Origin of the sequence: Microbacterium sp. NPDC076911, from assembly GCF_040687125.1 — a bacterium.
GTDB lineage: Bacteria > Actinomycetota > Actinomycetes > Actinomycetales > Microbacteriaceae > Microbacterium.
Map to the genome: position 1 here is coordinate 306484 of NZ_JBFBMP010000005.1, position 15025 is coordinate 321508.

Below are 15025 nucleotides of genomic sequence, written 5' to 3' on the forward strand. Positions count from 1 at the left end.
TTCCGACACAGGAGAACTAGTGCTCGAATCAAACTCTTTCGACCAGCTTCGCATTGGCCTGGCCACCGCCGACGACATTCGTCGTTGGTCATTCGGTGAGGTCAAGAAGCCCGAAACAATCAACTACCGCACGCTCAAGCCCGAGAAGGACGGTCTCTTCGGAGAGCAGATCTTCGGACCCTCGCGTGACTGGGAGTGCGCGTGTGGCAAGTACAAGCGCGTGCGCTTCAAGGGAATCGTCTGTGAGCGTTGCGGCGTCGAGGTCACCAAGTCCTCGGTTCGTCGTGAGCGCATGGGCCACATTGAGCTCGCGGCTCCCGTCACCCACATCTGGTACTTCAAGGGCGTTCCCTCGCGCTTGGGCTACCTGCTCGACATGGCGCCGAAGGACCTTGAGAAGGTCATCTACTTCGCCGCCTACATGGTCATCTCGGTTGACGAAGATGCTCGTCACCGCGACCTGGCTACGCAGGAGAACAACATTCGCCTCGAGCTGAAGACTCTCGGCGAGCGTCGCGACACCCGCGTTGCGAACCGCCTGCAGAAGCTGGAAGACGAGCTTGCTGCTCTCGAAGCTGAAGGCGCCAAGGCTGACCAGAAGAAGAAGCTCAAGGATGCTGCCGAGAAAGAGATGGCAGCAACCCGCAAGAACTTCGACGAGCAGATCATCCGTCTTGAGAAGGTGTGGGAAGACTTCCGCACGCTCGAGGTCGGCCAGCTCAAGGGTGAAGACGAGATCTTCCACGAGCTTCAGGACCGTTTCGGCCAGTACTTCGAAGCCCACATGGGTGCGGAGTCGATCAAGCGTCGTTTGCAGACGTTCGATCTCGCAGCGGAAGCCGACAGCCTGCACCTGCAGATCTCTGAGGGCAAGGGCCAGCGCAAGATCCGTGCGATCAAGCGACTGAAGGTCGTCAACTCGTTCCTGTCGACCGGTGCTTCGCCCGCGTCGATGGTGCTCGATGTCGTTCCGGTCATTCCGCCGGAGCTTCGCCCGATGGTGCAGCTCGACGGTGGCCGTTTCGCAACAAGCGACCTCAACGACCTGTACCGCCGCGTGATCAACCGCAACAACCGCCTTCGCCGTCTGATCGACCTCGGTGCGCCTGAGATCATCGTGAACAACGAGAAGCGCATGCTGCAGGAGGCCGTCGACGCACTGTTCGACAACGGTCGCCGTGGTCGCCCCGTCACCGGTACTGGCAACCGTGCCCTCAAGTCCCTCAGCGACATGCTGAAGGGTAAGCAGGGTCGATTCCGCCAGAACCTGCTCGGAAAGCGCGTTGACTACTCGGGTCGTTCGGTCATCATCGTCGGTCCTCAGCTGAAGCTGCACCAGTGTGGTCTGCCCAAGCAGATGGCACTCGAGTTGTTCAAGCCGTTCGTGATCAAGCGTCTTATCGACCTTGGCCACTCGCAGAACATCAAGGCAGCCAAGCGTGCCGTGGAGCGTACGCGCCCCGAGGTGTGGGACGTTCTCGAAGAGATCATCCGCGAGCGTCCGGTGCTGCTCAACCGTGCACCCACGCTTCACCGTCTCGGCATCCAGGCGTTCGAGCCTCAGCTTGTTGAGGGCAAGGCGATCCAGCTTCACCCGCTCGTATGTGCAGCGTTCAACGCTGACTTCGATGGTGACCAGATGGCCGTGCACCTGCCGCTGTCGGTCGAGGCTCAGGCTGAAGCGCGCATTCTGATGCTCGCTTCGAACAACATCCTGAAGCCTTCGGACGGCCGTCCGGTCACCCTGCCTTCGCAGGACATGATCATCGGTCTGCACCACCTGACCACGGTCAAGGAAGGCGCAGCGGGCGAGGGTCGTGCATTCGGCTCCGTCAGTGAAGCGATCATGGCCAAGGACGAGGGTTCTCTTGACCTGCAGGCCAAGGTGCGCATCCGCGTTCCAGGCCTCACGTTCCTCGAGGGCGAAGCGCCTGAGGGCTACGAGAAGCACGGCCTGCTTGACGCATCTCTCGGTCAGGCGATCTTCAACGACACCCTCCCTAAGGGCTACCCGTTCGTTCGCGAGCAGGCAGACAAGGGCAAGCTGTCGCAGATCGTCAACAAGCTGGCCGAGGAATACCCCAAGGTTGAGGTTGCAGCATCGCTCGACCGAATCAAGGACGCGGGCTTCTACTGGGCGACGCGTTCTGGTGTGACCGTTGCGCTCAGCGACATCCTCACCCCGCCGAACAAGGCTGAGATCGTTGGCGGCTACGAGAAGCAGGCTGCGAAGGTTCAGGCACAGTTCGAGAAGGGCCTCACGACCGACGCAGAGCGTCGTCAGGAGCTCATCAAGATCTGGACCGAGGCCACCGACGAGGTTCAGAAGGCGATGCGCGCCAACTTCCCGGCAGACAACACCATCAACCGCATGGTGTCGTCGGGTGCTCGTGGTAACTGGCTCCAGATCCGCAACATCGCGGGTATGCGTGGCCTGGTGAACAACCCGAAGGGTGAGATCATCCCTCGCCCGATCATCTCGTCATACCGTGAAGGTCTGTCGGTTGCGGAGTACTTCATCGCCACCCACGGTGCTCGTAAGGGTCTGGCCGACACCGCCCTTCGTACGGCTGACTCGGGTTACCTCACGCGTCGTCTCGTGGACGTGTCTCAGGACGTCATCATCCGCGAAGAAGACTGTGGCACTCGCAAGGGTCTCGACTTCACGATCGCTGAAGTTGTTGACGGCGCGCTCGTCAAGGACGCCAACGTCGAGAACTCCGTGTTCGCACGTACCCTCGCGGCTGATGTTGTGGACAGCAAGGGCGAAGTTCTCGCTGCTGCTGGCGATGACGTGGGCGACATCCTCATCAACAAGCTCGTCGAGGGCGGCATCGAGACCATCAAGGTCCGTTCGGTGCTTACCTGTGACTCGGCTGTCGGTGTGTGTGCGCGCTGCTACGGTCGTTCGCTCGCGACAGGCAAGATCGTTGACATCGGTGAGGCCGTTGGCATCATCGCTGCGCAGTCGATCGGTGAGCCCGGTACTCAGCTGACGATGCGTACCTTCCACACGGGTGGTTCGGCTTCGGCGGATGACATCACCCAGGGTCTTCCCCGTGTGCAAGAGCTCTTCGAGGCACGTACCCCCAAGGGTGCGTCGCCCATCGCCGAGTCGGCTGGTCGTATCACGATCGATGAAACCGACAAGGCGAAGAAGGTCATCCTCACGCCCGACAACGGCGACGAGCCGCACGTCTACCCCGTACTCAAGCGAGCAACCTTGCTCGTTGAGGATGGCGACCGCGTTGAGGTCGGGCAGCCCCTTCTGGTCGGCACGCTCGACCCCAAGGAGGTCATGCGTGTCATGGGTGCCCGCGAGGTGCAGCAGTACCTCGTGAACGGTGTGCAGAACGTATACCGCTCGCAGGGTGTGCCGATTCACGACAAGCACATCGAGGTCATCGTCCGCCAGATGCTGCGCAAGGTCACCGTGGTCGACCACGGCGAGACCACGTTGCTGCCGGGCGAGCTCGTTGACTTCAAGCGCTACCAGCTGATCAACCGCGAAGCGGTCGGTTCCGGCAAGCGCCCGGCTTCGGGTCGCCCCGAGCTGATGGGTATCACGAAGGCGTCGCTCGCGACCGAATCGTGGCTCTCGGCCGCATCCTTCCAGGAGACGACGCGAGTCCTCACCCAGGCAGCGATGGACGGCAAGAGCGACCCGTTGATGGGCCTCAAAGAGAACGTCATCATCGGAAAGCTCATCCCTGCCGGAACGGGACTCACCAAGTACCGCAACGTCACGGTCGAGGCAACCGAAGAAGCAAAGAGCGAGCGCTACCCGCACCGCATCTTCGCTTCGGACGGCGCCTACACCGATGCTGACCTGAGCTACGTCGATTTCGACAGCTTCACGACCGACGACTTCACGAGCTACAACTAGTCACACGTCTGAAGTGAACGAAGTGCCCCGGGGTTTCCCGGGGCACTTCGTCGTTTTCGCTGGCACTATCGAATCCGATGCCGTGCCGATGCAGGGCATTTGCGAGATGCGATTAGCGTGGAGCTTGGAGGAATGACGATGGCACGAGTCGGTGGGCGCAACGCCTGGCTTGCCGTGCCTATCGGTCTGATCTGCGCGGCGATCGTGGCAGTCCTGGTCTGGCTTGCCGTGCCCATGGCACCCATTCTCGGCCAGTGGGGTGGCGCAATGCTCCGCGAAGCTTCTGCGGCAGAGCCCGAGCCTGCCGAAGGGCCCAGCCCGACTGAACTCGCGGCAGAAGAAGGCGATTTCGACTGTCGTGCGCTATACCCTGACTCGCTATGGGCCGTGATGGCGTGGCAAGCGGGCGCCTTGCTCTCTCAGACAACAGCGTCGCCCGCCAGCGAGGCCACCGCGCTCACCGATGCCCTGCAACCTGTGGTTCGGGTCACCTGTGATTGGCGATGGCACGAGGGTCGCACCGTGGTGTCGACGCTCTCTCAAGTGGGCGAAGACGCCGTCATCATCGCTGAGGCGTCGCTTGAGAGCGAGGGCTTCACGTGCACGAGCGTCGATGCGGGCGTGTACTGCACACGCACCAGCGGCGACGTGCTCGAAACGCAGACGGTTCGTGATGGCTGGTGGCTCTCAAGCGTCGAGTCGGCGTGGCACCCCGAAGCGTACGGCTCGCGCCTTAGCGCATTCGTATGGGGCGAAGAAGAGCCAGTCGAATAACGCCGCGAAGAGCCGCTATCCGTAGACGCTGGCGACCAGGGCGTCGGTGTAGCCGCTCGGGGCGAGATTCGAATAGCGAGTATCGATCAGCACGCCGTCGCGCCAGAACACAGTGCGCCCGTCGATAACGGGATAGGTGGCGTTCTCCCACGTCTTCTCGCATCGCGTTCCACCGCTCGGTGTGTAGCAGGTGAAGTCTTGGTCATCGACGAGCTCGTTGAGCATGTCGAGGGCGGGGCCACGCGACATGTACGAGATCGTGGTTGTGAGGTTTGTCGTATCTGCTGCGGAATCGCCCCAGATGCAGATCAAGCTCCCGTCGGGTTGCGACCCTGAAGGGCCGAACGCCGCGTCGTTGAGGGGAACACCGTCGAGCTCCTGTGCCACGGCTGCCGTGAGAAGCCCGCCGCAGTCCTCCGGAATCTCGGCCTGCGCCTCTGCGGACGCACTCGGTGTCGCATCCGGGGTGATGGTGGCGATAGGAGTCGGGCTCGGCACCAGCGTCGCGGACGCTGAGTCGGTGGGCGAGGGAGTGGATTGAGACTCCGACGCGCACCCTGCGAAAACGGCCACAGTGGCCAGAATGGATGCTGCTAGCGCGACCCGCGGCAAAGAGTGTCGTCTCATGCGGTAACCCTAATCGCCTTTGCCGAAAGCGAGTAGGGGCTCTCGGCGCACTTGCGGTCACAAAAACGCCACGACGCGCCCGCGCTAAACCACGGCACGCCTACGGGGAACATCGGTCTCAGGACGTTATTGTCGGCAGGGCGGGGAAGAGCCCTGCGTGAGGAGTGCCTTCGATGAGTGATCCCAAGTCTTCATACGGCGAGCCGGTAGACGAACCGACGTCTGTCGACGATGTCGTCGGGCGCGCCAACGAGGGTCTTGCCGACGCGGAAGCCGCTCGCGGCGATGCCGTGAACGACGCGACCAGTGCCCCGAATGAGGCCCCGGCCTACGACGGCTCGCCGTCCGCCGCTGACGAGGCGTCAGCCGGCGAAACACCAATTGACCCTGATGCCAATGTAGAAAAGGCGTGGGCAGACGAGTACTCGTCGCTCGGTGGCGACCCCATTGCCGAGGCAACGCCCGTTGCCGCAGCGCCGGCGACTGAGAATGTCGGGTCGGCTGAGACGGCCGGCAACACTCCGGCCGCAGCGGAACCCGTCACCACTGCCTACGCGCCGTCTGACGACGCAGTCACCACCGCCTACGCACCCGCGGATGCCCCGACGGAGGTTGCTCCCGTCACACCGAGCGAGCCAGCGATTGAATACGTCGCTCCCGCCGCCACGGGTTACGCGCAGCAGCCAATCTTCGTTCAGGCTCCCGAGGCACCTCGCCCACGAGGCAATCGAGCCGCTGCAGGCGCGATCGGTCTGCTGGCGGCGATCGCCTTCGGTGTGCTGTATCTCGGAGCGTGGCTGGGCTTCGGCGCGATCACCGGCGCCGTGACCATTGACAACGTCGGCACGGCCGCGTTGGACGCACTGGCTACCTGGTCGCTGTGGGTCCCGGTTGTCGTTTTCTACGTTGCATTCTGGTTGCTCGGAGCCATCATCAACCGCGGACGTTGGGGAGCATGGGTCATCTTCGGCCTACTCGTCGGCGTCGCATCCTATGCCGGTCACATTCTTGGCGCACTCTTCCAGGCGCCGTTTTGGACCCTCACCGCAAGTGAAGGCGCCGCGCTGGTTGAAGCCGAGATGCTCGCACCACTTGCCATTGCGGCGTTCGTGATCGGACGCGAGCTCACCATCTGGTTCGGTGCGTGGGTTGCCGCTCGCGGCAAGCGAGTGACCGAGCTCAACGTGGAGGCGCAGCGGGAGTACGAGCGCACACTTGAGGCGGGCCCTCAGCTCACCCAGCAATAACCTCGGCAACACACATGACGTCTGAACGCGGCGGTCAGGGCGGGTCCAACCGCCCGGCCGCCGCGTTGGCGTTTGCGTCGATTGGCTATGTCGCGCTCGTCATCTTCGGCCTCGGCATGACCAGCCTGGTGCTCGACCAGGACGTCATCGCGGTGCCAGGTCTCGGACAGGCGCCCGCTGTCGTAGGGCTCTTGGCGTCGCTGGGCGCGTTCGCCCTGGTGCTGTCGGGAGCCGTACGTCAACAGCATCCCTCGTATTGGGCCTCGGCGACGACAACGGTGGCCGCGTATGTCAGCTACCTCGTTGCGCTCTGGCTCACGGCACTCTTCACTAGTTCAGATATCGCACGCGCCACGAGCGCGGCCGTATCGATTGCGACCACGTGGTTTGGGGCCGCGATCGCGGCTTCAGCGTTCGTATGTGCATGGGCGGGTATTGCCGTGATGCGCACTCACGCCTCGCAGCCGCGCTGGCCGTGGGAACGAGAAGAGCGCGAAGACGACGAATAGTGCCGCGCGAAGGGCACGCCCACCAACGATTTCGGCAATGCGGCGCTACCGTGGGGAGGGTGGAGCGGTCAATCGAGACCCAGGTGAGCCAGGCAGTCGACGCCTGGCTACTTTGGTTGCCTCGATGGGAGCCAGCCACGCATCGTGGCCGCGTCGCTCCGTGTCGACGTTGCTTCGGGTCTCCAGTGCTGTCAGCAGCCGGGCTCGGGGCGGATGTGCCGCATGGGGTGCAACATGGACTTTCCACTCGCATCAAGACGATCGTGGATCGTGCGGTTGCCGTGTACACCTCGGTGAACCTGCCGATGCTTCAAACCGAGCTCGACCAGCAAGCCGCGCGCAACAGGGCGCGCAGCTATCGACCCGCTGAGGGGCTCGAGCCAGAATTTGAAGGGCTGCCGTTGGACCCCGACCCGGTGCCCGGAGCGCCATTCCTCTTCACCATCTCCGGCCTTGCCGAAGAGGTCGACTCGGCCGTGCCCGATCTTCCCCCGCTGAGCGCGGAGGCGAAAGCCGCGTTGCGGCAGGAGGTGGGCCTGGCCGACGACTACGCGAATATGGTCGGACGTGAAATCTGTGCGGTGCTGCTGCATCATCGCCTTCGAATTCAGACTGCCATTCACGAGTTCGTCGAACCGCAGATCGAGGCGATGCTCGAGGAACTCACGCGGTCACTCGACGCCCCGTTCGACCCGAATGATCCGTTGAACGACTGAGCTCAGCATCCACTGTGTGTGATGGCTTTACACAGCGGAGTCGAGAGGGTGAGGAACCCTCGTGGGAATTTGTTAGCATGACCGAGTTTGCGGTGCTCAGGCGGCGCTCACACATCACGAAGCGAACAGCGGAAAATTGCGGGGGGTCGGCGCATGGCAAGTCGTCTTCCTTCAGCGCCCCCGATCCTGCCTGGCCTCGCCTACATTCGGCCGCTCGGTTCGGGTGGGTTTGCTGATGTGTTTCTGTACGAGCAGGACATGCCCCGACGAAGTGTCGCGGTGAAGGTGCTGCCGAGCGACGTGCGCGACGCAGACCTGCGTCGCATGTTCAACGCCGAAGCCGATGTGCTGGCACATCTGTCTGCGCACCCGTCAATCGTCACCGTCTACCAGGCGAGCATCTCTGCGGACGGTCGCCCTTACATCGTGATGGAGTACTGCCCGGGGTCGCTCGCGCAACGCTACCGACTGGAACGGATTCCCGTCGAAGAAGTGCTCGTGACCGGCATTCGAATCGCCAGTGCGCTGGAATCGGCGCACCGGGCAGGTCTCGTGCACCGGGATGTCAAGCCCAGCAACATCCTGATCACCACCTTCGGTACGCCCGTGCTTGCTGACTTCGGCATCTCGTCGTCGTTGATGAGCCGAAGCGCCGACGAGATGCTTGCGATGTCTATTCCCTGGAGCGCGCCCGAGGTGATCTCGGAGTCTTCCGCTGGCACCATTGCGAGCGAGGTGTGGAGTCTCGGCGCGACGGTCTATTCACTGTTGGCTGGCCACAGCCCGTTCGAGCGGCGCGAGCGCGGGCAGAACACCAAAGAGCTGTTGCGTCGCCGCATCGCTCGGGCGAGCTACACCGAGATAGCGCGCGATGATGTGCCCCCCTCGCTTCACACCGCGCTTGCTAAAGCGATGTCTCGAGACCCCGAGCGCAGATACGCTTCCGCGCTGGAGTTTGCCAACGCTTTACGAGGTGTGCAGACCGAGATGCACCTCTCGCCCACGCCGGTAGAGGTTCCCGACGCAGAGTGGCTGCCGTCTTCTGCGCCGGTTGATTTCTCTGACGCTGAGCTGCGCGGACCGGCGCGGTCGCGAATTGAGCGAGACGTGACTCGTAAGCCCCGCAGTGACACGGGCATGTCAACGCTCGCTCGTGATGAAGACACCGAGTTCTCGGCGCCGTCGGGCGCGACGCGCCCACGCTGGCACTGGTTGGCGGGCGGTGTCGTGGGTGCGATCTTCGCGGTGGCCATCGGCGTCGTCGCCACCCTGTTTGCAACAGGCGCACTCTGATGCGCCGCAGCACGACCACCGGAATCGTCGCAGCGTCAGCGGTGGCGGCAGTGGTCATCGGCATCAGCGTGGTCTGGCCGGGCTTGGACGCCCAGGACACCCCCGAGATCGACGATGCGGTGTGGGCGTTGCAAACCGGTGAGGGGCGACGCTATGCGCGCGTGAACACCGTCATCGACGAACTCGACACCGTGCGTGACATCAGCAACCCGGATCGGGTGGTGCAGGCACCTGACGCGGCATATCTGTTCAGCGACAGCCTGAGCAAAGTCACACGAATCGACGAAGCGCAGCCAATCGACCTTGACGAAGCCGCTCTCGCGAGTGCTACCTCAACCCCCGCGGGCACGGTTTTTGTCGTCACGGCGGGTGACTATGTGGCCTACCGCACCGATTCGGGCAACGTATTTGTCGGAACGCTCTCGAGCGGCACCACAACCCAACTCGATCCGTTTCTCACCGACGACGAGACTGCTCCCCAGTACGCGGCCGACGCGATCGCGGTCGATGAGCGAGGCCTGCTGTTCTCCTATTCGAGCGCCGACGCCGCGGTGCTGCTGTATGACATCGCCGCCGATGATGTGCGAGCGCGCGATGAGTTGACGGTTGAGGGGCTCGGTGCCCCGTTGATCACGGCGGCGGGCGATCAGTGGGCACTGGTTGACGCTGAAGACGGCGAAGTGTGGCTGAGCGGCGGTGAGCGCGCGGTCGCAGCCACCACCGGAACCGTTGTCGTTGCCGCTCCGGATGCCGGGGCCGATGCCATCTACCTCGCCGACGAGACCTCACTCATCGCCGTGCCGACGGACGGATCGGAGGTCACCACGCTGGTGGGTGACGGCACCACAGTGAGGGGCATCCCCGCGACCCCCGTCAGCCGGGACGGTGCGCTGTACGCCGCGTGGCTGGGGCAGGCCGATACCGGAGGCGTGCTGTGGACGCGGGGAGTCGGCGACGTTTTGCTCGACTACGGCGGCGAAAGTCTGCCCGATCAGCGCCGACCAGTCTTCGTGCTCGGCGAACGCACGGCCATCCTCAACGACACTCGCTCGGGCTGGGCGTGGAACGTGTTTACCGGTGAGTTGCTGGCATCGAGCCAGGATTGGTCGCTCGATGACCGGACAGATCCAGAGGCAGTGCCCAGCGACGAAGAGCGTGAAGTGGTTCTCGACCCCAAGCCACCCATCGCTGAGCCAGACGCATTCGGCGTGCGCACTGGCCGTTTGGTGACGTTGCCCGTGCTGATGAACGACCATGACCCGAACGAAGACGTGCTGACGATCGTTCCTGATTCGATCATTGGGCTCGATGAGACCTTCGGCACGGTGCGCATCACAGACGATGGTCAGCGGCTCGTTGTCAGCGTCGCCCCCGGGGCGAACGGCAGTGCTGATTTCACCTACGCGGTGCAAGACGGCACGGCACCAGACGGGCTTCGCTCCGAGCCGACAGCCGTCACGCTCACCGTGCACAGCGAGAGCGAGAACACCGCCCCGCAGTGGTGCGGCGTCGAGGGCTGCTTGCTCGAGTGGCCACAGCCCGAGGTCGCGCGCGGCGGCACGGTGACAGTGCCAGTGTTGCCGGGCTGGGTTGACCCCGATGGAGATCCGCTGCTGCTGCTCGCTGTAGAAAACCCCTCGCAAGTCGGCAGCGTTGCGGCCACGCCAGCGGGCGACGTGGTCTACCAACACAGTGACAGCGGTGGCGGCAGCGAAGAGCTTGTCGAGCTCACGGTGACGGTCGCCGACACTGCTGGTGAGCAGACCGAACGCGCGCTGGCCATCAGGGTGTCGCCGCAACCACAACTCACCGTGCAGTCTTTCTCGACCATCGATCTCGCGGGCGGCCGCACCACGATAGATGTCGCCGCGCACGTCACTGGCACCACCGGTGCGCTGTCGCTCGAGTCGGTGCGCGTGCTCGATGACGCGAACGCTACTGCCACCGCTGTGGGCGGCACGACGCAGTTCGATTTCACGGCGGCTGATCCTGGCACATACCGCGTCGACTTCACCGTGACTGATGGCCAAAGCGACGAGACGGGCACCGCACTCATCACGCTGGTGCCGGCTGACGCCCCCGCCGAGTTGTCGACGTCGCCCGTTGTTGCGTTTGTCTATCCCCAAGAAGACGCCACACTCGACGTGTTCACCGCTGTTTCGAATCCGACGCGACGCGTTCTGCTGCTGAGCGATGCGGTTGCCACCGCAGAGCCGGGAGCGCAGTTGTCGGTGGATGCCGTGGGGCAGAACAATCTGCGCGTTTCGGGCACGACAGCAACGGGTGCCGCAGGGCGTCTGGGCACGGTGTCGTACGTTGTGAGCGACGGAACCGAAGACGCTGGCGCGCGAATCGAAGGCGAAGCGACGGTCTACTTGCTGCCGCCGGCGCCTGAACTCGCGCCCATTGCGGTGGATGATTCTGTCGTTGTGCGTGCGGGTGGCCAGATAGACATCCCAGTGCTCGAGAACGATATTGCCCCTTCGGGTGGTGCGCCCACGCTGAATCCGGCTTCGGTCGTGTCATCAGCCTCTGATGCGCTTGCCTTCGCTTCGGGAGAGACCCTGCGATATCTGGCGCCAACGACGCCCGGCGACTACACCATTGACTATGAGGCGTTCTCGACGGGAGCGCCCTCGCTGGCCGACACCGCGACCGTGCGCGTGCGGGTGCTTTCAGCAGACACCAACCGGGCACCAGTGCCAGAGACCCTCGAAGGTCGGGTGCTCAGCGGCCAGACCGTGGCGATTGACTTTGACGACTTCGGTATGGATCCAGATGGCGATACCGTCACGCTGGAACGAATCGTGACTCAGCCTGAGCGAGGCGCGGCGACGATAGCCGCTGACGGGCGCTCCATTCTTTACAGCAGTGTCACCGGGGACCGCGGACAGGCGACTTTCCGCTATCAAGTGGTTGATGAATTCGGAGAGCAAGCCGAGGGCACAGCGCGCATCGGCGTGCTCGATGCTCAATCGAACCCGAGCCCGGTTACCTTCTCGGACTACGTGCAAGTGCAGGCAGGTGAGGGCAATCAGATCAGGATCAGTCCCCTCGCCAACGACATCGACCCGACCAACGGCACCCTGACGTTGACCGCGGTACGCCCCGATCTTCCCGCGCAGTTCGCCGATGGCACCGACAACCCGGAGTACGCGCGCCTCGATGGCCTTGTCGAATCGATGGATGATTCTACGATCGTGCTCAATGCAGGCACTGACCCTGGCACGAAGTCCTACCTGTACGACCTCGAGTCTGACTCGGGCAATACCGCGCGCGGACTCATTGTGGTGCGAGTAGTGCGTGAAAGCGTCCCCGACTTTCCGGTCGTGGACGACACCGTGTTGACAGTGGAAACTCGCGAGGATTTTGAGTCGGGAGTCGATGTCCTCAGCGGGAAGGTTGCGTGGTCGGGCGGCGACATCGGTGACCTTGAACTGTCGCTGTGGCAAGACCCGACCGATGTCGATGTGAACGGGCGGATGCTGAGCGGAGACCTTCCTGCGCGAAGCCGCCTCATTCCCTTCGCCGTCACGGGAGAGGGCACGTCAGGCGAGATGACGACGTACGCCTTCCTGCGCGTACCCGGGGATGAAGACTTGGCGCTCTCGTTGCGGGCTGGCACACCGCCGCTCGAGGTCACAGAGCTGGAATCGCTCACCTTTGATATGGCCGAACTCGTCGCTGTTCCTCGTGGCGCAACGTTGCAGGTGTCACCCTCCGTCACCGTGTCGGGCGCGCGCGGCGAGGCCAGCTGTGCCCACGGCGGCGCGACGAGTGTCACTTATGACGCGGGCGTAGGCGCGCCGTGGACTGACGCTTGTGTGGTTCCGGTGCGGCTTGAGGGGCAAGAAGACTGGACCTACCTCTCGGTGCCCGTTGTCATTCAGGCCCTTGACCCTCAGCCGGTGCTCAAGGCAGGCTCGATGACCGTCGGGCCCGGCGAGACCGCAAGCTTTGATCTTCGCGATCTGACGTCGTGGCAGCTGCGTGAAGACTGGAACAGCATCGAGTATTCGGTTGACTACTCAGGTGCCGCGTTCGTGGTGACGCAAAGCGGCTCGGAGGTCTTCGTCACCGGTCGAGATGCGGCGGTGCCCGGAACCGAAGAGGCAGCAGCCGTAGCCGTCGTGAGCCACCCGTCAGTGAGCGCAGTGCGGCTCATCATGCGCGTTGGGGCAGCGCCGTCGACGCTTCCGCAGGGCGGATCAGTCACCCAACAGTGCTCTCAGTCGAACGGATCGTCGTGCACATTCGATGTCATCGGTGCCTCCGGTGAGGTCAATCCGTTGCCGGGTACACCACTCGAGGTCGAGGCTGTGCGTGGCACGGGTGCGTGCGTGGGGGTGACTTTCACCGTGGCTAGTCTGACCTCGGTGACAGCGAGTTGGACCGACGAGGCGCCGGGCGCCACCTGCGCCGCGACGTTTTCTGTGAGCGACGCACAGGGGCGAGTGACCAGCGCTCAACGTGACGGGCGGCTGCTACTCGATCTTCTCGGCTTTCCCAAGGCTCCCGCCAGCGTCGTGCAGAGCGCCTACGAGAGTGGCAGCGTGACGCTGCGCGTCGACCCCGGTGACGCTCGATTGGCGTATCCGGCGTTGACCGGCTTCATTGTGCGCGTTGATGGCGAGACGGTCGCGCGGTGTGCGGCCAACGGAACCTGTGGTGCCATCCCTGCTGTAAACGGGCAGAAGCGCACGTATGTAGCGACAGCGGTGAGCGATGTGGGCGAGTCGCATTCCAGTGTGCGCACAATTGCGTGGGCATATGACCCGCCGGCCGCGCCGACCAAGGTCACGGGCACTCCGGTGGTAACCGCGGGCGAGGGCGGAGCCGTGTCGCTGGTGATCGATGGCATCGACTCCGATCAGACCGGCAGCCTCGAGATCACGAGCGCCACGGGTGAAACCGTGCGCGTGCCGGTCGCCCGCAACCAGTCGACGGTCGAGGTGAGCTCCTACCGAGTTGCGACCAACGTGGCTACCTCCGTCACCGTTACCCCGTTCTCTCGGTTTGAGATCCCGAATGGCTTGCCTGGCAGCTCCTCAGGATTGTCGGCCAGGGTGACGACCAATGGCATCGGCGCACCGCGCAATGTGCAGCTCGCGCTGACGGCAACGTCTCAGTCAGACGGCACCGCCACTATCGAGGCTCGGGTGTCTGCAACGGCAAACGGTACCGGCTCGACGCTTCGCTACGGCGTCGTTCCCCAGGGCCAGACTTGCACGGTCGGCACTGCCGGACCGGTCGTCGTCTTCACGGGAGTCGCGACCGGTGACTCTCACTCTTTCACCGCGTGTGTGGAGTCGTACCGCAACGAGATCTCATACGGACGAACTGAGGCGCAGCAGACAGTGCGTGCGTACCAAGATCGCACGGCGCCGCAGAATTGGAGTTTCGTTGTTGATGCGACCCCCAACGTCGCATCGCAGCGCGCCGAGTGGATTATCCGCGACCAGCCCACGACTACCGAGGATATTCCGCGCCGCACGCACGCCGAGTTCAGCGGCGGCCCATCGACGAGCATCTTCGGGCAAGACCCCGGAATGCGGGTGAGGTACGTGCACGACGACTGGCAAGACTGGTCGACACCGTGGGCCACGGTCAGCCCGCGTGCTGGCAGCGCTCCCTATCAGCTACAAGTGAGCTGGAATATCACCTCCTGTGTGGGTGGATCAGAATTGCGCACCGCCTGGGATTCGTCGAAGGCGCCCAATGGCTCGGAGGCCAACGTGACCTTCGGCAACAGCACGGTGCGCTATTACGATGCCTCCGGCGCGTTGCTCGCCCACGCGGCAAACACGTGGACCGTTCCAGTTGGCGCGGTCTTGGTAGAGGGTGTCAGCGTGTCCGCGGGCTGGAGCGCGCAGGGGTGGGGGCTTTCCCCCGCGTCGAGCACACTCTCGGCTACGTGCGACCCCAACCTGCCGATCACACCTGAACCGACACCCTGAACCGGTGCGGCACCTA

8 protein-coding genes are annotated in these 15025 nt (G+C 63.7%); 7 read left to right on the forward strand and 1 reads right to left on the reverse strand.

The features are described from left to right. Positions 1 to 19: 19 nt before the first annotated feature. Entirely contained in the window at positions 20 to 3886 is a 3867-nt protein-coding gene (gene rpoC / locus AB0O81_RS10315) for a DNA-directed RNA polymerase subunit beta' (protein WP_363583903.1), read from the forward strand. A gap of 138 nt (positions 3887 to 4024) precedes the next feature. Then, positions 4025 to 4660 (forward strand): hypothetical protein, encoded by a 636-nt coding sequence (locus AB0O81_RS10320; protein ID WP_363583905.1) that lies wholly within the window; start codon positions 4025 to 4027, stop codon positions 4658 to 4660. Positions 4661 to 4675: 15 nt separating this feature from the next. Here AB0O81_RS10320 and AB0O81_RS10325 read toward each other — a convergent pair whose 3' ends face one another. Beyond that, on the reverse strand, positions 4676 to 5287 hold the full coding sequence (locus AB0O81_RS10325) for a hypothetical protein (RefSeq protein WP_363583907.1): 612 nt from the start codon (positions 5285 to 5287) through the stop codon (positions 4676 to 4678). A gap of 173 nt (positions 5288 to 5460) precedes the next feature. Between AB0O81_RS10325 and AB0O81_RS10330 the strand changes: the two genes are divergently transcribed. The 5 genes from AB0O81_RS10330 to AB0O81_RS10350 all read left to right on the forward strand — a co-directional run bounded on the left by AB0O81_RS10330 (position 5461) and on the right by AB0O81_RS10350 (position 15009). Continuing rightward, the gene (locus AB0O81_RS10330; RefSeq protein WP_363583909.1) at positions 5461 to 6534 is read left to right on the forward strand and encodes an ABC transporter; all 1074 of its coding nucleotides are present in this window, start codon (positions 5461 to 5463) and stop codon (positions 6532 to 6534) included. A gap of 14 nt (positions 6535 to 6548) precedes the next feature. After that, positions 6549 to 7043: a hypothetical protein gene (locus tag AB0O81_RS10335; protein ID WP_363583911.1), complete on the forward strand. Its 495-nt coding sequence runs from the start codon at positions 6549 to 6551 to the stop codon at positions 7041 to 7043. A gap of 59 nt (positions 7044 to 7102) precedes the next feature. Next, positions 7103 to 7759, forward strand: coding sequence for a spermidine/putrescine ABC transporter substrate-binding protein (locus tag AB0O81_RS10340; RefSeq protein WP_363583913.1), 657 nt, complete (start codon positions 7103 to 7105; stop codon positions 7757 to 7759). A 153-nt stretch (positions 7760 to 7912) separates the two neighbouring features. After that, a complete protein-coding gene (locus AB0O81_RS10345) occupies positions 7913 to 9052 on the forward strand; it encodes a serine/threonine-protein kinase (protein WP_363583915.1) in 1140 nt (379 codons plus the stop codon). Beyond that, on the forward strand, positions 9052 to 15009 hold the full coding sequence (locus AB0O81_RS10350) for an Ig-like domain-containing protein (protein ID WP_363583917.1): 5958 nt from the start codon (positions 9052 to 9054) through the stop codon (positions 15007 to 15009). Before AB0O81_RS10345 ends, AB0O81_RS10350 begins: the two co-directional genes overlap by 1 nt. The last annotated feature ends 16 nt before the right edge of the window (positions 15010 to 15025 follow it).

What these genes read in the sequence shown, in the direction of transcription:
- AB0O81_RS10320 (WP_363583905.1), top strand. Translation starts at nt 4,025, where the DNA reads ATGGCACGAGTCGGTGGGCGCAACGCCTGGCTTGCCGTGCCTATCGGT.
- AB0O81_RS10325 (WP_363583907.1), bottom strand. Translation starts at nt 5,287, where the DNA reads ATGAGACGACACTCTTTGCCGCGGGTCGCGCTAGCAGCATCCATTCTG.
- AB0O81_RS10330 (WP_363583909.1), top strand. Translation starts at nt 5,461, where the DNA reads ATGAGTGATCCCAAGTCTTCATACGGCGAGCCGGTAGACGAACCGACG.
- AB0O81_RS10335 (WP_363583911.1), top strand. Translation starts at nt 6,549, where the DNA reads ATGACGTCTGAACGCGGCGGTCAGGGCGGGTCCAACCGCCCGGCCGCC.
- AB0O81_RS10345 (WP_363583915.1), top strand. Translation starts at nt 7,913, where the DNA reads ATGGCAAGTCGTCTTCCTTCAGCGCCCCCGATCCTGCCTGGCCTCGCC.
- AB0O81_RS10350 (WP_363583917.1), top strand. Translation starts at nt 9,052, where the DNA reads ATGCGCCGCAGCACGACCACCGGAATCGTCGCAGCGTCAGCGGTGGCG.